Origin of the sequence: Paenibacillus sp. A3, assembly GCF_001399685.1 — a bacterium.
In the GTDB taxonomy this organism is placed as follows: Bacteria; Bacillota; Bacilli; order Paenibacillales; family NBRC-103111; genus Paenibacillus_G.
Map to the genome: position 1 here is coordinate 1 of NZ_JTHN01000064.1, position 19,943 is coordinate 19,943.

General features: G+C 56.9%; 14 protein-coding genes. 8 read left to right on the plus strand and 6 right to left on the minus strand.

The window, feature by feature from the left end; translation table 11 throughout:
• From QJ48_RS09560 to QJ48_RS09580, 5 genes are all read right to left on the minus strand, one after another.
• On the minus strand, positions 1–526 hold a 526-nt coding region (locus QJ48_RS09560; RefSeq protein ID WP_054973400.1), incomplete at its 3' end, for an amino acid ABC transporter ATP-binding protein.
• On the minus strand, positions 523–1,200 hold the full coding sequence (locus QJ48_RS09565; RefSeq protein ID WP_054973401.1) for an amino acid ABC transporter permease: 678 nt from the start codon (positions 1,198–1,200) through the stop codon (positions 523–525). The genes QJ48_RS09565 and QJ48_RS09560, both read right to left, overlap by 4 nt.
• A gap of 38 nt (positions 1,201–1,238) precedes the next feature.
• Positions 1,239–2,057 carry a transporter substrate-binding domain-containing protein gene (locus QJ48_RS09570; RefSeq protein ID WP_054973402.1) on the minus strand — a complete coding sequence of 273 codons (819 nt, stop codon included), beginning with the start codon at positions 2,055–2,057 and terminating at the stop codon, positions 1,239–1,241.
• A gap of 335 nt (positions 2,058–2,392) precedes the next feature.
• Positions 2,393–3,751, minus strand: coding sequence for a sigma-54 dependent transcriptional regulator (locus tag QJ48_RS09575; protein ID WP_054973403.1), 1,359 nt, complete (start codon positions 3,749–3,751; stop codon positions 2,393–2,395).
• Positions 3,744–5,360: a transporter substrate-binding domain-containing protein gene (locus tag QJ48_RS09580; protein ID WP_054973404.1), complete on the minus strand. Its 1,617-nt coding sequence runs from the start codon at positions 5,358–5,360 to the stop codon at positions 3,744–3,746. The genes QJ48_RS09575 and QJ48_RS09580 overlap by 8 nt, the downstream gene beginning before the upstream one ends.
• 313 nt (positions 5,361–5,673) lie before the next feature.
• Here QJ48_RS09580 and QJ48_RS09585 point away from each other — a divergent pair, with 313 nt between their 5' ends.
• The 6 genes from QJ48_RS09585 (at position 5,674) to QJ48_RS09610 (ending at position 15,486) form a co-directional block, all read left to right on the plus strand.
• Positions 5,674–8,337 carry an endo-beta-N-acetylglucosaminidase gene (locus QJ48_RS09585; RefSeq protein WP_054973419.1) on the plus strand — a complete coding sequence of 888 codons (2,664 nt, stop codon included), beginning with the start codon at positions 5,674–5,676 and terminating at the stop codon, positions 8,335–8,337.
• 168 nt (positions 8,338–8,505) lie between these two features.
• Positions 8,506–10,359, plus strand: a complete 1,854-nt coding sequence (locus QJ48_RS09590) for a sensor histidine kinase (protein ID WP_054973405.1) — start codon at positions 8,506–8,508, stop codon at positions 10,357–10,359.
• Positions 10,337–11,938: a response regulator transcription factor gene (locus QJ48_RS09595; protein WP_054973406.1), complete on the plus strand. Its 1,602-nt coding sequence runs from the start codon at positions 10,337–10,339 to the stop codon at positions 11,936–11,938. The genes QJ48_RS09590 and QJ48_RS09595 overlap by 23 nt, the downstream gene beginning before the upstream one ends.
• A 204-nt stretch (positions 11,939–12,142) precedes the next feature.
• Complete coding sequence (locus QJ48_RS09600) at positions 12,143–13,024, plus strand: sugar ABC transporter permease (protein ID WP_054973420.1); 882 nt, start codon at positions 12,143–12,145, stop codon at positions 13,022–13,024.
• A 60-nt stretch (positions 13,025–13,084) separates the two neighbouring features.
• Positions 13,085–13,999 (plus strand): carbohydrate ABC transporter permease, encoded by a 915-nt coding sequence (locus QJ48_RS09605; RefSeq protein ID WP_054973407.1) that lies wholly within the window; start codon positions 13,085–13,087, stop codon positions 13,997–13,999.
• A 23-nt stretch (positions 14,000–14,022) separates the two neighbouring features.
• A complete protein-coding gene (locus QJ48_RS09610; protein ID WP_054973408.1) occupies positions 14,023–15,486 on the plus strand; it encodes an ABC transporter substrate-binding protein in 1,464 nt (487 codons plus the stop codon).
• A 711-nt stretch (positions 15,487–16,197) separates the two neighbouring features.
• On the opposite strand, the gene QJ48_RS09615 is transcribed toward QJ48_RS09610, so the two are convergent.
• Positions 16,198–16,995 (minus strand): SH3 domain-containing C40 family peptidase, encoded by a 798-nt coding sequence (locus QJ48_RS09615; protein WP_054973409.1) that lies wholly within the window; start codon positions 16,993–16,995, stop codon positions 16,198–16,200.
• Positions 16,996–17,154: 159 nt separating this feature from the next.
• On the opposite strand from QJ48_RS09615, the gene QJ48_RS09620 reads away from it, so the two are divergent.
• Together QJ48_RS09620 and QJ48_RS09625 are read left to right on the plus strand one after the other, a co-directional pair.
• Entirely contained in the window at positions 17,155–18,201 is a 1,047-nt protein-coding gene (locus tag QJ48_RS09620) for a peroxiredoxin (RefSeq protein ID WP_082420429.1), read from the plus strand.
• 131 nt (positions 18,202–18,332) lie between these two features.
• Positions 18,333–19,736, plus strand: coding sequence for an NAD-dependent malic enzyme (locus QJ48_RS09625; RefSeq protein ID WP_054973410.1), 1,404 nt, complete (start codon positions 18,333–18,335; stop codon positions 19,734–19,736).
• Positions 19,737–19,943 lie beyond the last annotated feature (207 nt).

Here is a 19,943-nt window from a genome sequence, read left to right on the forward strand (position 1 = left end):
GCTCGTCGAACAGCATCACCTTCGGCTTCATGGCAAGCGCGCGGGCGATGGCGACCCGCTGCTTTTGTCCGCCGGACAGGCTGGACGGACGGGCTTCCGCCTTGTCCTGCAGCCCGACCTTGCGCAGCAGCTCGCGCGCCAATTGTTCGGTGTCTTCCTTGTTCATCCCCCGCAGCGAGATCGGAGCCATCGTAATGTTGTGCAGCACCGACTTGTGCGGGAACAGGTTGAACGATTGGAACACCATGCCGACATCCTGACGGACGGCATTCAGGTCCTTCTGCGGCATTTCCACGGACTGGCCGGCTTGTCCTTGCACGGGAATGCGGCCGATCGGCTTGCCTTCGATGACGACGCTGCCTTTGTCGTACGTTTCCAAATAGTTGATGCAGCGCAGCAGCGTGCTTTTGCCCGAGCCCGACGGCCCGAGAATGACGACGACCTCCCCTTGCTGCACCTGAAGATCGACGCCGCGCAGCACATGGTTGCTGCCGAACGATTTGTGAATCCCGTTTATTCGTATCATCGCATATCATCCCCCGTCCCGAGACGTCTTTCCAGCACCAGGCCGATAAACCCGATCAGGTTGTTGACCAAATAGTACAGAATCGCGATAGCCAGCAAAAACTCGATCGTTTTGTACGTGTCGGCAATCAGCAGGTTCGCCTGCCGGAACAGCTCGACAACCGTAATCGTCGACAGCAGGGAGGAGTTTTTCGTGAGCGAGATGAACTCGTTGGTCATCGGCGCCAGCATGCGGATCACCGCCTGCGGGATCACGATTTTGCGCATCGTCTGCGCATAGGAGAAGCCGAGGGAACGCCCGGCCTCCATCTGCCCCTTGTCGATCGATTGAATGGCTCCGCGGATGACCTGGGAAGCGTACGCCCCGCTGTACATGCCCAGGGCGACGACGCCGGATACCCATGGAACCGTATCGATGCCGAACACGATCGGCAGTCCGTAATAGAGCAGGAACAGCTGCACCAGCAGCGGGGTACCCCGGAACCAAGACAGATAAGCGAGCGATACGTATTTCCACGGCTTGAATTTGGACATTTGTCCGAACGAAATGAACGTCCCGATGATCAGGCTGAGCGCAAACCCGCCCAGCGTATAAATGACCGTATACCATAACGATTGCAGCAGCAGCCGGATATTCTGCCACTCGCCAAGGACGCTGAAGTCAAAATGCTGCATAGTTTCCCTCCTAATCGCGAGCTAAGCTGCCGGTCCGGCTACTCGAACCATTTTTTAACAATTTCGTTGTATTTTCCGCTGTCTTTGACCTTCTTGACCGCATCGTTGACAGCCTTCACGAATTCCGGGTTGTCTTTGCGGATACCGTAGCCGTAATATTCTTCCGTCAGCGTTTGGGGCAGTACTTTGACTGTGCCTTTTTCTTTGGCGTAAGCTTTGGCGGCCGGGAATCCGGTGATGACTGCATCGGTCTTGCCGGTCTCCAGCTCCAGGAACATTTCCGTGTTTTTCTCCACTTTGACAAGCTCGATATTCTTGCGGCTTTCTTCCACGAATTTGACCGATTTCGTGCCGATTTGCACCGCCACTTTTTTCCCGCTCAGATCGTCGAAGCTTTTTACCGCTTCGTTGTCTTTCTTCACCATGATCGAAAGGCCGCCTGGAAAATACGAATCGGAGAAGTCGATCGTCTTTTTGCGCTCGTCCGTAATGTACATCGCCGAGACGATGAGATCGAACTTCTTCGCCTGCAGCCCCGGAATGAGCCCTTTGAACTCGGTGTCCACGAATTCGACTTTGTCGGCGCCTAGCTCTTTGGCCACCGCACGGATCAGGTCGATATCGAAGCCTTCGAATTGATCGCCGGATTTGTACTCGAACGGCTTGAAGGTTGCGTCCGTGCCGACCGTAAGCGTTTTCGTTTTGGCGATTTTAGATAAGATTTCGTTGCTGCTCGCAGCCGCCGCCGGAGCTTGCTGTCCTGCCGAAGGGTCGGGCTTGCTGCCACATGCCGAAACCATGAGCGTCAACATACAGATTACTGCCAAATAAACCGGTTTTTTTGTTTTGAACATCATTGTATAATTCCCCCTGCATATCGTTTTGTCGTTACGCTTTTTCTATAAGCAAATATCGTGCCAATAGGTTTTCAACAGAGCGAACGGCAGGAGGGCTTGGCTTGGATTGGGGGAAGGAGCGAGTGCAGATGGGAGGACCATGGAACGGAAAAACGGCGGAGCAGAGCAGAAAGTCGGCGGGCAGGCAAGGACCGGTGAAGTAGGCGGTGGATAGGAGAAAATCGATGAAGTAGAGCAACAGGCGGATGAGGCGGAAAAACGGTGTAGAGTTTCGAAAAAGCGGCGAAAATTGCCGGGGCGGCGAAATCTGCCGGGCGGTTTTTGCCGCCCGGCCCTTATTCGGCCCGGTAACGAGCCAGCTTGTCGCGCAGCGTGCGCTCTCCGATGCCGAGCGTCTCCGCCGTTTTGCGCCGGTTGCCGTCCATCGCCTGGAGCGTGGACAGAATGACCTTGCGCTCGATTGCGTCCATCGTTTCTCCGACGTAAACGGGCACAAGCTTGCTGTCGGAAGGCTGCGCCGGCTTCGTCTGCAGGTCTCCGGGCAGGTCGCTAACCGTCACCCGGTCGCCGTCCGCCAGCGCAATCGAGCGTTCGATGATGTTCTGCAGCTCCCGCACGTTGCCGGGAAACGGATAGTCCAGCAGCAGCTGAAGTGCGCCCGGATCGATGCCTTTGATCTGCTTCGACATGCGTTCGTTGATTTTGTTGATGAAGTGCTGAATCAGCGAAGGGATGTCTTCCTGTCGCTCGCGCAGCGGCGGCAGCAGGATCGGAATGACGTTCAGCCGGTAGTATAAGTCCTCCCGGAACTTGCCCTGCTGAATTTCCTTCTTCAAATCCCGGTTTGTGGCCGCAATAATCCGCACGTCGATTGCGATTTCCTTTTGCCCGCCGATCCGCATGATCGCTTTCTCCTGGAGCACGCGGAGCAGCTTGCTCTGAAGCCCGATATCGAGCTCGCCGATTTCGTCCAGAAACAGCGTGCCGCCGTTGGCCGTTTCGAAAATGCCCGTTTTTCGGGCCACAGCGCCGGTGAAGGCTCCCTTCTCATAGCCGAACAGCTCCGATTCGATCAGATTGGCGGGGATGGCAGCGCAGTTGATCGTCGAGAAAACCTGCCTCTGCCGGTCGCCGGCAAAATGAATCGCGCGCGCCACCAGCTCCTTGCCCGTACCGCTTTCACCCATGATCAGGATGCTGGAATCGATGTTCTTGACCTTGTCGATCAGCGAGAAGACGTTTTGCATCTGCGCGCTGTGCCCGATCAAGCCGTGCACGTCGTAGGCTTTTTGAATCTCCTCGTTCAGCCATTCGACCCGCGATTGCAGTTGAAACTGCTCCATCGCTTTTTCGAGCAGCACTTTCAGCTCGTGGATATCGATCGGCTTGGAAGCGTAATAGAACGCGCCTTGCCGCATCGCTTCCACCGCCGACGGGATGCTGCCGTACGCCGTCATGATGATGACGACCGTCCGTGGGGAGATGCTGCGGATCTGCTTCAGCACCTCGATACCGTCGCGCATCCCGAGCCGAAGGTCGAGCAGGGCGATCGAGAAGGCGACGTGGGAGAACAGGGCGATGGCCTCGTCGGGATCGGTGGACGCATAAACCTCGTAATCGTCTTCCAAAATAAACGAAAGCGATTTGCAGATCGAAATTTCATCGTCCAGTATAAGCAGGTTCGGTTTAGGCATGCTCGTCTTCCTCCAATTGGCTCGGTAGTTTCAATACGATTCGGGTCCCGGCTCCTTTTTCGCTCGTCGTTTCGATTTCCCCGCGGTTATCCCGTACCAACTGATAGCAGATCGACAGCCCGAGACCGACGCCGCCCGCTTTCTTGGTAAAGAACGGCTCGAAAATTTTTGGCAAATCGTCCGCATCGATCCCTTCCCCGGTATCCTCGATCTCAAGGATCACGAATGACTGCTGCTCTTGCGCGGCGATGCGGAGCGTTCCGCCGCCGGGCATCGCGTCGATAGCATTGCGGATCAGGTTGATCAGCACCTGCTTGATTTGCTGGGCATCCGCCCACACGTATGCGGAATCCGGCACGTCGAGCTGCACGACAATGTGTCTTTCCTCGAAGAGATTATGAAAAAACAAAGCGACGGCCCGCACCGGCTCCTCCAGCTTGAACAGCGTTTTCTCGGGCGGCTTCTCGCGGGCAAAGTCCAGCAGCTCCGTCACGATCCGGTTCAGCCGCATCACTTCCTCGGTGACGTGCATCGTGAAAAATTCGCGGTACTCCTTGTTGTCGTACTTGAAGGGCAGCGCCTGGGAATACGACAAAATCGAAGTGATCGGATTGCGGATTTCATGGGCAATGCCCGCGACCAATTGGCCGAGCGATTGCAGCCGGTCCCGCCGGGCCAACTCGTCAAGCGTCTTCTTGTAGGCGTCCAGCCGCTTTTTCAATTCCCGCTTGAGCGTGAAGTTCCACCATAGTATCAGCAGCAGGACGGCTGCCGTAATGACGAGTCCCGCCACGACGTAGGACAGCAGTTCCTTCAGCCGCGGAGCGGACGGATAAATATATTCGCCGAACCATTTTCGTTCGATTTTGGCATAGGTCCCGTTCGATTTCAGCTCGCGCAGCCCGTGGTTGATCTCGCCGAGCCGCGCTTCGTTCTTCTTGAGCACGACAAGGCCGTAGTCCGTCGGGACGATCGGATCGCCGACCAGCTTCACTTGATCCTGCTGGCGGTTTTTTTGCAGTACGTACTGGCCGGTGATCTGATTGCCGATAAATGCGTCCACCTGACCGCCGAGTAGAAGCCGGATCGCTTCCTCCTGATTTTCCGCCGCGAGCACGGTGGCGTTCGGAATGCGCTGCATCGCTTCGCTGCTGATATCGCCTTCCTGGACGGCGATTTTGCGGTTCTGCAGATCGGTCGGCGAATGGACGGAATACGAGTCCTTCCGGACGAAGATGCCCTGCGCGCTTGTAAAATACGGTTCGGAGAAGCGGTAGTTCTGGGCTCGCTCCTGGCTGTACTTCATCCCTTGAATGGCATCCACCTTACCGCTTTCCAGCGCTTTGATCGCTTCGCTCCAGGGCATCGGATAAAATTCGAACGAAATGCCGGTTTCGAGCGAGAGCGCATTCAACATATCGACGTTAAATCCCTGAAACGTACCGTTGGCGACAAATTCGAACGGCGGAAAATTGTTGTCTCCGGCGACACGCATTACCTTGCGCGGCTCCGAAGGAACGATATCGACTGCGGCGGCTCCGGGGAGCATGAAGGATAGGAGCAGGACGGAGAGTATCGGAATAAAGGTAACAAGTCTGACAAGCTTCATAAGATGTTCGATCCTTTCTGCCGAGAGGGGGTCAAAGTCCGGGCCGAAACGATTCCGCTCGCTCCGCTGTTATTCGCCGGACTTTTACCTAGTATTATATCTCCAAAAGCGGTTCATCGATCAAGTTTCTTCATTTCGTCCACTGGATCTTTAATAATTCCACTTTTGGAAGCGCTATGTTTTTCCATACAATGGAATGGAAGGATGCGCTTTCATGCAATGTGGAGCGTGTCCGAATCCTCTGAAGGGTGGAGGGGGATGCCCGGAACGCATGCCGGACAGTCCGAAATTTAACCAAACGGGAGGAAACACGATGAAAAAACGATGGACCGGTCTTTTACTGTTCATGTTCTCATGCCTGGTGTTTGCCGCTGGCGCTCAAGCGGCGCAGCCGCACTCGTCCTACTGGTTCCCGGAGGATCTGCTCCGTTGGACGCCGCAGGGAGACAAGGATGCGGAGTTCAACCGCAGCACGATTGCTTTGCAGGACCGTTTCACAGGATATCAGGTTAACAAGCACGCTACGGTCGAGCCTAAAGTGGCAGCGCTTTCGGCGATGAACCGGCAAACCAGCGGCGTGCCGTCGCAAGGGTCGGAGAAGTTCGACGCGAATACGTTCGGCTACTGGGCTTACGTCGACAAGCTCGTCTATTGGGGCGGATCGTCGGGCGAAGGCATCATCGTGCCGCCGAGCGCGGACGTGACGGATGCAGCCCATAAGAATGGCGTTCCGGTGCTTGGCACCGTCTTTTTCCCGCCGAGCGTATACGGTGGCAAGTTCGAATGGGTGAAGCAGACGATCCGGCAAAACCCGGACGGCACGTTCCCGGTAGCGGATAAACTGCTCGAAGTGGCGAACTATTACGGCTTCGACGGCTGGTTTATAAACCAGGAGACGGAAGGCGGAACGGCGGAAGACGCCGCGGCGATGCAGAAGTTCCTTGCCTACCTGCAGGCGAAGAAGCCGGCGGGGATGCAGATCATGTGGTACGATTCGATGACCGCGGACGGCTCGATCGCTTGGCAGAACGCGCTGACGGATCGCAACCAAATGTTCCTGCAGCAGGGCAGCGAACGCCGCTCCGACAGCATGTTCCTGAATTTCTGGTGGCGTTCGCTGGAGCCGTCCGCGAACAAAGCCAAGAGCCTGGGCCGCAGCCCGTACGAGCTGTTCACGGGCATTGATGTCGAAGCGAAGGGCTACGATACGAAAATTAGCTGGAACGCGATTTTTCCCGAGGGCAAGAAAGCGGTTACGTCGCTCGGCATTTATCGCCCGGACTGGGCGTTCAACTCGTCGGAAAATCAAGAGCAATTTTACGCGAAGGAAAATAAATTCTGGGTCGGCCCGACCGGCAACCCGGCCAATACGTCCGGCACGGCGGATTGGAAGGGCATCGCGCATTATGTCGTAGAACAGTCGCCGGTGAACGACCTGCCGTTTACGACGAATTTCAATACGGGCAACGGGCAGCTGTTCGCTGTGAACGGGGAAGTCGTGCGGACGACGCCGTGGAATAACCGGAGCCTGCAGGATGTGCTGCCCACCTGGCGCTGGATTGCGGAAAGCAAAGGGGAAGCGCTGAAGCCGAGCTTCGACTTCACGACCGCTTATTACGGCGGCAGCTCCTTGAAGCTGGCGGGAACGCTCAGCCCGCAGAACGCTACAAATCTGAAGCTGTACAAGACGGACCTGCTCGTAGAACAGAACACGAAGCTGTCGTTTACTTTCAAGTCGCAGACGAAGCACGCGGATTTGAAGGTGGGACTGTCGTTCGCCGATCAGCCCGACAAGTTCGTATTCCTTGACGCGGGCGGCCTGCATCCCGGAACGTGGGATACGCAAACGTTCAATCTGAATCCGTACCGCGGCAAGCGGATCGCCGCCATCTCTCTGTATGCGGACGCGAAGCAGACGATTCCGGACTTCTCGGTCAACATCGGACAGCTTTCCGTCTATAACGCAAAAGACGATCCGAACCCTGCACCCGAGGTACGCGGCTTGAATGTGAAGGAAGCGGAGTTCAAGGACGGCATCTACGGCGATGCCCGGTTGGAATGGTCGGCGACGGACCGTCCGGTCCGCTATTTCGAGGTGTACCGGGTGAAGCCGGACGGCAGCAAAGAGCTGCTCGGCGTCACTCCGAACCGGGTGTACTACGTGCCGATGCTGCGCCGGATCGGACCGGAAGCGCAGACGAAGCTGGAAGTCGTCGCTCTTAGCGCGGACGGACAGCGCGGCAAAGCGGCGCAGACCGTGGTGACCTGGCCGGCGTATCCAAAGCCGGTAGCGGCATTCGCGGCGGATAAGACGCTCGTCGCGCCGGGACAGCCGGTAACGTTTATTGACCAATCGTCCGAGGTGACGGAGCAGCGGGTATGGTCGTTCCCGGGCGGAACGCCGTCCGCAAGCACCGAGAAGCAGCCGGTCGTCACCTATGCAGCCGAGGGAACGTACAGTGTGACGCTGACGGCGAAGAACTCGGTAGGCGACAGCACCGTAACCAAAGAAGCGTTCATCACGGTGACCAAGGACGCTGCTGGCGGGGTGAAAAATCTCGCCCTGAACAAGCCGGCGACGGCGGACGGAGCTTGCGGACCGAACGAAGCGGCAGCTTACGCCTTCGACGGCAAGGTGACGGACAACAGCAAGTGGTGCGCGCTCGGCAGCGGGCCGCATTGGTTGTCGGTCGATCTGGGCGCGAGCTATACGATCAGTGAGTTTGTGGTGAAGCATGCGGAAGCGGGCGGTGAAGCGGCCGCGTTCAACACCCGCGACTTCCACATTCAAGTGAGCAACGACGGCAGCACTTGGAGCGACGTCGTTCAGGTTCAAGGCAATACGGCCGCGGAGAGCAAGCATCCGATCGCGCTGACGAAGGCGAGATACGTGAAGCTGACGATCGATAAAGCCACGCAAGGCGGCGATACGGCCGCTCGTATTTACGAGTTCGAAGTGAACGGATTGGCGAAATAGCACGGAGGCCGCTTGTCTCTCTTATCTGCGGATAAGGAGACAGGCGGTCTTTTTGCCCCTTTCCGAACACGCCGCTGTCCGGAGCCGCGAAGGCTGACAACGATATTACCGGACGGCCGCGAATACATATAGCTTACGGGAAAAATCGGATACGGAGGGAGGCGCAGCATGGTTTCGGGGGTCCGAACGTTTTACAAAAATCATATCGAGAAGAAGCTGTTCAACAAAATTTTGCTGCTGTATTCGCTCATTATCGTCGTCTCCTTGACGGCGCTCGCCGTTCTGATTTACCGCAACACTGCCGAGCAATCGACGCGCAAGGAGCTGGAAGCGGCGAAGCAGGTGCTGGAGCGGGCGACGCACGAAGTGGAGCGCAGGTATGAGGCCGGTCAGCAGATGGTGTTCCAATTGTATAAGGACGAACGGCTGCTTCGGGACGTGCTGTTTTTTCTCAACAACGATTTTTCCGATTATCTTCGTTATCGGTTGGACCGTTTTGCGGACAATGCGGCCTTTGTCGACAAAAACATGGATTCGTATTTCCAGTCGTTAACCTTTGACCGGGAAATTCAGACGATCTGGCTGTACAGCAGCGTCAAGGGCTTCCTGTACGCGTACCGCGGGCTGGAGGAGCAAGGCTTCGTCTATCCGGGGCCGGAAAACCCGAAAGTTGCCGATCCGATCCGTCGTATCCGCCAGACCAAGTCCTTCGCGCCGCCGCCGTCGTTCGAGCCGGGAGCGGATGGGGACCGCAACCGCATGTTTACGATGGCTAACGACATTAACGATCCGATCACCTTGCAGAATCACGGCACCTTGCTTGTCGACTGGAAATGGACCGGCATGGACCGGATTGTGCAGAACGACCGGAGCGATTTCAAGGGGGAGCTGCTTCTGCTGACGGCGGACGGCACCGTGCTGTACGATTCCTCCCGGCGCTATACGGGGCAGAGCTACCCTTACATGCACGTCCTGCGGGACCAATCGGACCCGGTCGCGCTGGACGAACCGGCCTATGTACAGCTGAAGACGTTGAACCAAGGCGGCGTCGTGCTCGCCAGCATCGTGCCGGTAGCGAAGGTAAGCGAAGGGCTTCAGGGGATGAAGCGAACGGTGATCGTAGGCACGGGCTTATGTGTGGCCGCCGCCGTGCTGCTGTCTTATTTGCTGATGATCAATTTCTCGCGCCGTACGCAGACGGTCATTCGCGCCATGCGCAAGCTGCAGGACGGGGATCTCTCGGTTCGCGTAACCGTGCAGAAGGAAGACGAGCTGTTCCACATCGCCACCAGCTTCAACAAAATGTGCGAAACGCTGCAGGAGCACATCCAGCGGGTATACTTGTCCGAGATCAAGCAGCGGCAGGCGGAGCTGCTGGCGCTGCAGGCGCAGATCCAGCCCCATTTTCTGTATAACACGCTGGAGGCAATACGGCTTAAAGCGGTGATGGACGGCAACCGGGATGTCGGGGATATGATCTACAGCTTGGGAGCACTGTTCCAGAATCTGATCAAGCACGAGACGATGGTGACCGTTCAGGACGAGGTCCAGCTGTGCCGGCTGTATTTGAACCTGCTGCGGGCCCGCTATCCGAACCGGTTCGACTACGAGGTTGCGGTCGACGGAGCCGTGGGCCGCTGTGCGATTCTGAAGCTGACGCTCCAGCCGATCGTCGAAAACTGCATCCGCCATGCCTTCCACGGCGCCGCTCCGGACGGCCGGGAGCGCCGGATTCTCATCCGCGGCTGGGCCGAAGGCTCAGACGTCCATATCGCCGTTGCCGACAACGGCTCGGGCATCGTCCCCGAGCGGCTGGCGCAGCTGCAGCGGGACTTGAAACATCCGCCTTCGCCGTCCGGCGCGTCCATCGGTCTGACGAATGTGAACGAGCGGCTGAAGCACAGCTTCGGGGAAGCATACGGCTTGCGGATCGACAGCCGTCCCGGCGAAGGAGCGACGGTGACCATCACGATTCCGGGAAGCGTAAGGGGGAACGAGTATGTATCGCGTATTTCTGGTTGACGACGAGCCGTTCATCATGGAGGGACTCGCTTATTTGATTGACTGGGAGCGGCACGGACTGCAGATTGTCGGCAAGGCCGGGGACGGGGCGGAAGCGCTCGAAGCTTTGGCCGGCGAGCCGATCGATATTTTGATTACCGACATCCAGATGCCCCGTATGAACGGCCTGGAGCTGATTCGCAGCGTAAGAGAGCTGCAGCCCGACGTGAAATTCATTATTTTAAGCGGGTACAACGATTTCGACTATGTGAAAGAAGGCGTCATGCTCGGCATCGAAAATTATTTGCTGAAGCCGGTCAATACGGAAGAATTGATCCGGACGCTGACCGGCACCGTTGCCAAAATCGAGCAGTCCGTTTATAAGGAAGAGAGCATTAAGCGCCATCTGGAAATCATCCGCGACAATCTCCTGTACCGCTGGGTCACGGCGGCCATCGAGCCGGAGGAGCTGAGAAACCGCGAGGAGCTGCTCGGCATCCGGCTAGGCTTGTCGGGGTATGTCGTGGGCATCGTCAAGCTGTTGTTCGATCAAGAGCAGGCGGAGACCGCCGAAGTATCGTCCCGGGCGGAGACGATTGCCGCCGTAAGGACGTATTGCCAGCGGACGGCGCAGTCTTACGGCCCGGAGCAGGCCGTGTTCGCCGATCTCGAAGGCGATCTCGTTCTCATCGCGGGACTGAACGACGGCGATGCGGAGCGGACCGGCTTCGTCCGCTTCATGGCGGAGCTGCAAGCCGCCATCCGCGAGCGGTGGGGCCTGCCGCTGCTGGTGACGGTCGGCGAAGCGTCCAAGGGCGAGGCGTCCGCCCATCGCAGCTACCGCACCGCCAAGCGGATGCAGGACTACTATGTGCTCGCGCCGCACGACGGGCCGCTTGTCTACGAAGCGCCCGCTCTAACCGCAGCGGCGGAACCTGCGGCGCCTGCGCAGGCGGAGCTGGCCCATTTCTGCAAGCTGCTGTCGGCCGGGAAGAAGGACGAGGCGCTCGCCTGGGTCGGGGAAGCGTTCGCGCGTCTCCGGGGGACGGAAGGGCTGGCGCCGTCCGACGTCCAGAACACGGCGATGGCCGTGCTTGCGGCCGCCGTTCATCATGCCAATCTGATGCGGCAGGAGCACGAAGGCGCTATCGGCGATTACAAGCACTTGTTCTCGCAGGTCGTCAAGCCGCAGACGATGCAGGAACTGGAGGAGCTGGTCGAGCGCTTCGTCGACCATGTGCTTTTCGCGTCCGGTGCGGCGGAGCGGGAGTACAGCCCCGTCATCCGGCAGGTGCTGCGCGAGGTCGAGCGCCGCTATGGCGAAGAGCTGTCTTTGAAGACGTTAAGTCAGGCCTTCCACATGAACTCGGTTTACCTGGGCCAGCTTTTCCATAAGGAAACGGGAGAGACGTTCTCCGATTACGTGAACAAGTACCGGCTTGCCCAGGCGAAGGAGCTGCTCGTCGAATCGAATCTGAAAACGAGCGACATCTCCCTTAGGGTCGGGTACACGGATACGAGCTATTTTTACAAGCAGTTTCGCAAATATTACGGCTTCTCGCCGACGGAATACCGCAATTGGAGCAAGCTGGGAGGCTGATGAAAACGTTTCTTTAGTTTCTCCACCCGTTCTAAAGTTTCTTAACTTTCTGCCGCGCTCCGCATTGGGTAAAGTTAGAAAAGAAAGCGATGTATGCGTTTTCTGAAATGGAGCTTGCGGACGCAAAAGAACGGGGGTGAAAAGCTTGTGGGAACCATCGGACGTACACTCAAGAAGCTAAACCGCAACAAAACCTTTTTGCTCATGGTGCTGCCGGGAGCCGTCTATTTCCTGCTGTTCAGCTATTTGCCGATGCCGGGGGCGATCATTGCCTTCAAGGAATACCGCTTCGACCGGGACGGCTTTCTGGCGAGCATATGGCGGAGCAAGTGGACCGGCTTCAAAAACTTCGAATTTTTATTTCAATCCGAAGACGCTTACATCATCGTGCGCAATACGCTGCTGTACAATTTTGCGTTTATCGTGCTGGGCACGGTTTTATCGGTGATTATGGCCATTATTTTGCATGAAATCGTCAACCGCCGGTGGGCGAAAATTTATCAGACCGGCATGTTCCTGCCTTACTTTTTGTCCTGGGTCATCGTCAGCTATTTCTTGTTCAGCTTCCTGAGCGTGGATCGCGGGGTGCTGAATCAGGCGCTGACGGCGCTCGGCATGGAGCGCGTCTCTTGGTACGCGGAGCCGGCCTATTGGCCTTACATTCTCGTGCTTGTCAACCTGTGGAAGGGTGTCGGTTATTCCAGCGTCGTCTACCTGGCGGCCATCATCGGCATCGACAAGTCGTATTACGAAGCCGCGATGATTGACGGCGCAGGCAAATGGCAGCAAATTTGGAGCATTACCTTGCCCTTTATCCGGCCGATGATCATCATCTTGACGGTGCTGGCGATCGGCGGCATTTTCCGCGCGGACTTCGGCTTGTTCTATCAAGTACCGCGCAATACGGGCGCGCTGTTCCCTGTGACCAACGTCATCGATACGTACGTGTACCGGGGACTGAAGGTGACGGGCAATATCGGCATGAGCACGGCGGCCGGGCTGTATCAATCGGTGGTTGGACTCGTTCTGGTGCTGGTGACCAACGCCGTCGTGAAGCGGATCAACAAAGAGAACGCTTTATTTTAAACACTCGACGAAAAGGAAGGGGGAGCCTGATTGCCAAGTCCGAATGCACCTACCGCTGCCATGATTAAGAAGAGCCGGGACTTTACGAAGCTGTCGCCGTTCTGGAACGGCGTATGCCACGCGATCGCCGGCGGGTTTGCCATTGCCTGCGTATTTCCGTTCATCTTCGTTGTCATCATCTCGCTGACGGACGAGCAAGCGTTAGCGAACAACGGCTATCAGGTGTTTCCGGAAATATGGAGCTTCGAGGCGTACCGGTACCTTTTTCGAACCGGAGGTCAGCTGTTCCGGTCCTACGGGGTGACGCTCTTTGTCACCATTGTCGGAACGCTGCTCAGCGTGCTGACCGTCGCGCTGTACGCTTATGCGCTGTCCAGAAACAATTTCGCGTACCGGAACGCCTTTGCGTTTTTCGCTTTTTTCACGATGCTGTTTAACGGCGGGCTGGTGCCTTCCTACATCGTGACGACGCAGGTGCTGCATTTGAAGGATACGATATGGGCGCTTATTTTGCCCACGTGCGTCAGCGCTTTCTCGATCTTGATCATGCGCACGTTTTTCAAGCAGATGGTGCCCGATGCGATCATCGAGTCCGGCCGGATTGACGGGGCGGGCGAATGGAAGGTGTTCACGCATTTGGTGATGCCCATCTCGCTGCCGGGGCTGGCGACGATCGGTCTGTTCAGTACACTCGGCTATTGGAACGATTGGTTCAATGCGCTGCTGTACATCGACAGCCCGAATCTGATTCCGCTGCAGTCGCTGCTGATGAAGATCGAGAGCAACATTCAGTTTATCGTGCAAAACTCCAGTCTCAGCGACGCCACCCAGCGCTTCGAAATCGCCAAGTCGCTGCCGCAGGAATCGTCAAGAATGGCCATGGTCGTCCTGGCCACCGGTCCGATCGTGCTCGCATATCCGTTCTTCCAACGGTATTTCGTGCAGGGCCTGACGATCGGAGCGGTTAAAGAATAATATTGTACTAGGAGGAACGCCGCATGTTCAAACGAAAACGACTCGCCGCCGGGCTCGCCTCGGTGCTGATGCTGTCCGCGCTGGCCGCCGGCTGCTCCGGCGGGAGCCCCGCCCAAGAAGGAGCCGGCGCCGGAAAAGCGGACGGCCAGCCCGTCGAGCTGATCTGGTACACGATCGGCGGACCGCAAAAGGATGCCGACAAAGTGATGGAGGCCGTCAGCAAATATACGAAAGAGAAAATCAATGCCACCGTGAAAATGAAGATGATCGATTGGGGCGACTACTCCCAGAAGATGCAGGTCATCTCCGTATCCGGCGAGCCTTATGACATCGCGTTTACGAGCTCGTGGGCCTTCGACTACGTGCAGAATGCCCGCAAAGGGGCGTTTTACGAGATGGATGGCCTGCTGAACAAATATGGGCAGGGTATCAAGAAGGCCGTACACCCTTCGTTCCTCGAAGGCTCCAAGGTGAACGGGCACAACTACGGGGTGCCGACGAACAAGGAGTTGCCTGCGCAGGCGGTATGGCGGTTCAATAAGCAGTACGTCGACAAATACAAAATGGACCTCTCGAACGTCAGTTCGCTGGAAAGTCTGGAGCCGCTGCTCAAGACGATGAAGGAAAACGAACCGGGCGTATACCCGATTCCAAGCAACGTCGACCCGTTCGTTCCGTTCGATTTCGTCGTACAGGGTATCCCGTTCGGGGTACGGCTCGATACGCAGGACTACAAGATCGTCAACGTATTCGAGACGCCCGAGTACCGGCAAATGAGCGAAACAATGCGCAAATACTACAAAGCAGGCTATTTGCCGCCTGACGTCGCGACCAAGACGGGCAACGATCACGAGAAAACCGGCAAATGGCTCGTCGACAAAGCGCATACGGTCCCGTTCGCGGACAATTTATGGTCGGAAGGCTTCAAATACGAGATCGTATCGAAGCCGATTCACGAGCCGATCGTGTTCAACTGGTCGGTGACCGGCTCCATGATGTCGATTTCCGCGAATTCCAAGCATCCCGAGAAAGCGATGGAGTTTTTGAACCTGCTGAACTCCGACGCGCATTTGCGGAATCTGGTAAACTACGGTCTCGAAGGCACCCACTATAAAAAAGTTTCCGAGGGCGTCATCGAGATGATTCCGGATTCCGGTTACTCCATGCCGTCGTTTACACTTGGCAATATGTTCCTGCTGAACCGGTTCCCCAAGGACCCGTCCGACAAGTGGGAGCAGTACGACAAGTTCAACAAGTCGGCCAAGAACGCGCCGCTGCTCGGCTTCCAGTTCGACTCCTCGAAGGTGGAGAACGAGCTTGCCGCCGTCAAGAGCGTATCGGAAGAGTTCAAGAAAGCGCTGGAGACCGGCTCCGTCGAGCCGTCGGAGGTGCTGCCCAAAGCGATCGACAAGCTGAAAGCCGCAGGAATCAACAAGGTGATGGACGAGGCTCAGAAGCAGCTTGACGCGTGGAGAGCGAAGAAATAAATGTAAAGAGGCCGTCTCCGACGCAGGCATTTTGTGGCGGGGGCGGCTTTTTTGGGAGATGTCGCGAGCTTCTTCCCCGTTTCCGGAAGGGAGAGGGTGACGTATCCTGCAACAGGGGCGACGGAGGAGGGGGCGGACTCGAACTTGGCATCTGGTGCGGACCAGGCATGGATCTGGACGTGGCATTTGGCTCGAACCAGGTGCGAACTCGGACGCAGCATCCGGCGCGGACCAGACACGAACCCGAACTTGGCATCTGGAGTGGATATGCGTGGATCTGGACGTGACATCTGACGCAGATATGCGTGGACCCGCGTGACATCTGGCTCGAACGGGTGTTAACTCCGACGTGGGGCTCCGATCAGACTTGGAACAGGCGAGCCGTAACCGAGCCGAGCTTGAAAATAAAGGAACCACGATGCGCTAAGCTGAATGCGGAGAAGTTCTTCCGAGCATAGCGGAACGGAGATCATTTAAGTGTGTCGAAAAATGTTTGTGCCTGCCGGAATGGGGGCGTTAGAGCACTAGAGATTCTCTATTTTTGCGCGGACTGGTAAATTCAAGTGAATAGGGCATTGCAGTTCCTCTAATTTCTGATTCGGCATATGAAAGGGACTGCCCCAACGTCTCCGGTGAGTCACGCAACGACTCGGCGTAAAAAAAGCTCCGGCTGCCCTCAAAAAGAGAGAAGCCGGAGCTTTTGAAAAAGGCTTATTTCAACGCGCTTCCGCCGAAGACGAAGCGGTGTTCCCAATGCTTGCCCGCAATCGAGTCGATGCGTACGCCGCCCGATGCTTTCGAAAACGTATGCAGTATTTTACCGTCTCCGAGGTAAATGCCCACATGCGTGATGCGCTGATTCGACTTGTCCGACGGGTAGGCCGACGCTTTCGTTCCTTTATAACTCATGAAGAACATCAGATCGCCCGGCTTCAGATTGCGCCAGTTGGTTGTCGTGCCGCCGAGAGACTTGACGTAAGCGGCTTGTCCGCGTGAGTCGCTGGGCAGCGTGATGCCTGCGCCTTCCTTGAACGCCTGGCGGGTGAAGTCGGAGCAATCGAACGTGCTGGTGTTCGAACGGTTGGAGCCGAATTCGTAAGGAGTGCCCATATATTTTTTGCCTGCGGCAATAACCTTGTTAACGAGCTCACTGCTATTGCCCGTACTCGGCGTAGACGTGCTGCCGCCATTAGACGTGCCGCCACCGTTAGACGAGCTTCCGCCGGAACCGTCGGTGCGAACGTATTTGCTGCTTGTGGATATATAGCCGACTCTGCCTTGATCGTCGCGAACTTTATACCAATAATTATTAACCTTATCGAGAATGTCTACTTTTTCACCTGTTTTTAGAAGACCGTAGGTGGCTGATCCCGTATTCGGCGCCTTGCGGAAATTCACGCCGCTGACAATCGTGGCATCCGACGCGGCAAGGGCTTGTTCGGCTGTCAAAGCTCCGACGCTGAACGTGACGGTAGTGGCGAGTAACAGTGCGGTAAGTTGCTTTTTCAAGTGGAAATCCCTCCTGCAGTTCTAGTTGTTTTATGTACAAGCCTGGGAATCCATGGACGGAAAACGTCCGATTCCACAAGCTGGGACACCATTTGACAATGTCCGGCCGCCGCCCCACAATGAAATCAGGACATTTGACGAGAGAACGGTGAGCAAACAATGGAAACGTGGACATGGGGGCCATTCATCCTGCAAAAAAGCATGCTGGTCGTCATTGTGGCAGTTGCGGCGGGTTACGTCATTTCGAGGCTGCGGTTAAAAGGTTGTTCCATCGGAGGAACGTTCGGCGCGATCGTATCGAACGCGCTTCTTATATGGGTGGTCAGCTGGAAGCTGAGTATCCTTGTCTTCGATCCGGGGAGCGTGCTGTCCAATCCGATGTCGCTGCTCTATTTCAGCGGCGGTGACAAAGGCGTCTGGCTGGCGACGCTGCTGTCCGGCGTCTATGTATGGTTGAGCGCCAAAAAGGCCAAATTGAATGCAGCCGTTTATATGGATTCGGTGCTTGTCTCGGTTATTGGGGGGTATGCCGTCTACGCGGCGCTGATTTTTGTTACGGAAGAGGAAAGCCGCCTTACTTGGGGACTCAAGGCGCTGCTTGCGGCGGGTCTAACGGCCTTCTGGCTCGTATCCAAAGCGAAGAGGGAATGGCAGCCCCTTCTCCAGCGGACGGTCGTCTTCGTCGTCGGATATGCGCTGATCGCGTCGCTGGCCGTCAATGTGTGGGATAAGCCTTCGACAGGTACGGTGGAAGCGGGGGCGAACATCGGTCTCAAAATCGGACAGCAGGCGCCGGACTTCGAGCTGCAATTGCTTGACGGCCAAGCGGTCAAGCTGTCCGACTACCGGGGGCGGACGGTCGTGCTCAACTTCTGGGCGACGTGGTGTCCGCCGTGCCAGGCAGAAATGCCGCATATGCAGCAGGTGCATACGGAGCAGGAGAGCAATGGCGTGACGATTCTCGGCGTCAATGCTACGTCGACAGAGGTCAGCGAGCCGGTTGTGCGCGCATGGGTCAAGGAATGGGGGCTTACGTTCCCGATCGTGCTGGACCGTCAAGGCGAAGTCGGCAAGGCGTACCGTGTGAACGCTTATCCGGCGACGTTTATTATCGACGCGCAAGGAACGATCCGGGAGAAGCATCCCGGGCCGATGAATGTGGAGATGCTCGAGCAAGCCATCGCGAAAGCGAAGAAGGGCGGGTGAAAAAAGAATTTAATAGGGGATTATAGAGTTTTTCATTTGCGCGAAAAATAAATGTCGTGATAACATGTGATTATTGCAGGTCATATTACTAGGTTCAATACATCATTTTATATAAAAGGAAGGATATCAGCATGGCACAGACGAGTATTATCTTGCGTGTGGAGTTAGACCACGAGAAGGTCACGTTCGGGGATGTAGCCGCCGCAATCAGCAAATCCGGAGGAGATATCACTTCGATCGACGTGATTCGGCCGGGTAAGGATTCCTCAATCCGGGACATCACTGTGGATGTTGCGGAATCCGTGGAATCGCAAGTGGTGGAAGCGCTGAAGCAGCACGAAGGCATCAAGCTGATCAACGTCTCCGACCGCACGTTCCTTGTGCATCTGGGCGGTAAAGTGTCCGTTCAGCCGAACCTTCCGATCAAAAACCGCGACGACTTGTCCCGGGTCTATACGCCGGGGGTTGCGCGGGTATGTACGGCAATTCACGAAAATCCGAGAAAAGCGTACTCGCTGACGATCAAACGGAATACCGTAGCGGTCATCACCGACGGGACCGCCGTGCTCGGTCTGGGCGATATCGGTCCGCATGCGGCCGCGCCGGTCATGGAAGGGAAAGCGATGCTTTTCAAGCAGCTCGCAGGCGTTGACGCTTTCCCGATCTGTCTCGACACGAAGGATACGGAAGAAATTATCCGCACGATCAAGGCGATCAGCCCGATCTTCGGCGGCATTAACCTGGAAGACATCAGCTCGCCGCGCTGCTTCGAGATCGAGAGCAGGCTTAACGAAGAGCTCGACATCCCGGTATTCCATGACGATCAGCACGGCACGGCCGTCGTCGTTATCGCGGGATTGCTCAACGCGCTTAAGGTTGTCGGCAAGCGGATCGAGAACGTGCGCGTCGTCGTGAACGGCATCGGCGCCGCAGGCGTATCCATCTGCAAAATGCTGCTGGCCGCAGGCGTTACGAAGCTGGTGCCGGTCGACCGCGAGGGCGCGATTGTCCGCGGCGGCACCTACGAGTATCCGATGTGGCAGTGGCTGGCCGAGCAGCCGCAGGTGGAAGCCGAGCCCGGCACGCTGAAAGAAGTGATCCGCGGCGCGGACGTCTTCATCGGCGTATCCCGCGGCGGCCTTTTGAACGGACAAGACGTCCAAGCCATGGCGCCGGACAGCATCGTCTTCGCGATGGCGAACCCGACGCCGGAGATCGCTCCGGAAGAAGCGCTGCCGCATGTGCGCGTATTTGCTACCGGCCGGAGCGACTATCCGAACCAGATTAACAACGTTCTGGTATTCCCGGGAATTTTCCGCGGGGCGCTCGACTGCCGGGCCCGCAACATCAACGAGCCGATGAAGCTTGCGGCCGCACGCGCCATCGCCTCCGTCGTCACGGATGCGGAACTGAACGAGCAGTACATTATCCCGAGTATTTTCAACGAGCATGTCGTGAAGAAAGTTCGCCACGCGATTATCGAAGCGGCGATCTTGACCGGTACCGCCCGCCGGATTCCGCCGGATTTCCGGTAAGAACGGGCAGGCCCGAACGGCAGCACAATAAGATAGTCTATCATAGCGAAAGAAGCGAGTTCCTCAATACGGGGACTCGCTTCTTTCTTTTTAGTTGCCACCCGCACCAAGCAAGCGGCGCGGTGGAAGGGCGGTTCTTCTCCTTCGACCGCACCGCTTGCCGCGTTCGCGACGATTACAGTTCGCGCTCAGTACGTCCTGCGCCGT

What these genes read in the sequence shown, in the direction of transcription:
- QJ48_RS09570 (WP_054973402.1), bottom strand. Translation starts at nt 2,057, where the DNA reads ATGATGTTCAAAACAAAAAAACCGGTTTATTTGGCAGTAATCTGTATG.
- QJ48_RS09575 (WP_054973403.1), bottom strand. Translation starts at nt 3,751, where the DNA reads ATGCCTAAACCGAACCTGCTTATACTGGACGATGAAATTTCGATCTGC.
- QJ48_RS09580 (WP_054973404.1), bottom strand. Translation starts at nt 5,360, where the DNA reads ATGAAGCTTGTCAGACTTGTTACCTTTATTCCGATACTCTCCGTCCTG.
- QJ48_RS09565 (WP_054973401.1), bottom strand. Translation starts at nt 1,200, where the DNA reads ATGCAGCATTTTGACTTCAGCGTCCTTGGCGAGTGGCAGAATATCCGG.
- QJ48_RS09620 (WP_082420429.1), top strand. Translation starts at nt 17,155, where the DNA reads ATGGAAACGTGGACATGGGGGCCATTCATCCTGCAAAAAAGCATGCTG.
- QJ48_RS09625 (WP_054973410.1), top strand. Translation starts at nt 18,333, where the DNA reads ATGGCACAGACGAGTATTATCTTGCGTGTGGAGTTAGACCACGAGAAG.
- QJ48_RS09595 (WP_054973406.1), top strand. Translation starts at nt 10,337, where the DNA reads ATGTATCGCGTATTTCTGGTTGACGACGAGCCGTTCATCATGGAGGGA.
- QJ48_RS09610 (WP_054973408.1), top strand. Translation starts at nt 14,023, where the DNA reads ATGTTCAAACGAAAACGACTCGCCGCCGGGCTCGCCTCGGTGCTGATG.
- QJ48_RS09585 (WP_054973419.1), top strand. Translation starts at nt 5,674, where the DNA reads ATGAAAAAACGATGGACCGGTCTTTTACTGTTCATGTTCTCATGCCTG.
- QJ48_RS09605 (WP_054973407.1), top strand. Translation starts at nt 13,085, where the DNA reads ATGATTAAGAAGAGCCGGGACTTTACGAAGCTGTCGCCGTTCTGGAAC.
- QJ48_RS09590 (WP_054973405.1), top strand. Translation starts at nt 8,506, where the DNA reads ATGGTTTCGGGGGTCCGAACGTTTTACAAAAATCATATCGAGAAGAAG.
- QJ48_RS09600 (WP_054973420.1), top strand. Translation starts at nt 12,143, where the DNA reads ATGGTGCTGCCGGGAGCCGTCTATTTCCTGCTGTTCAGCTATTTGCCG.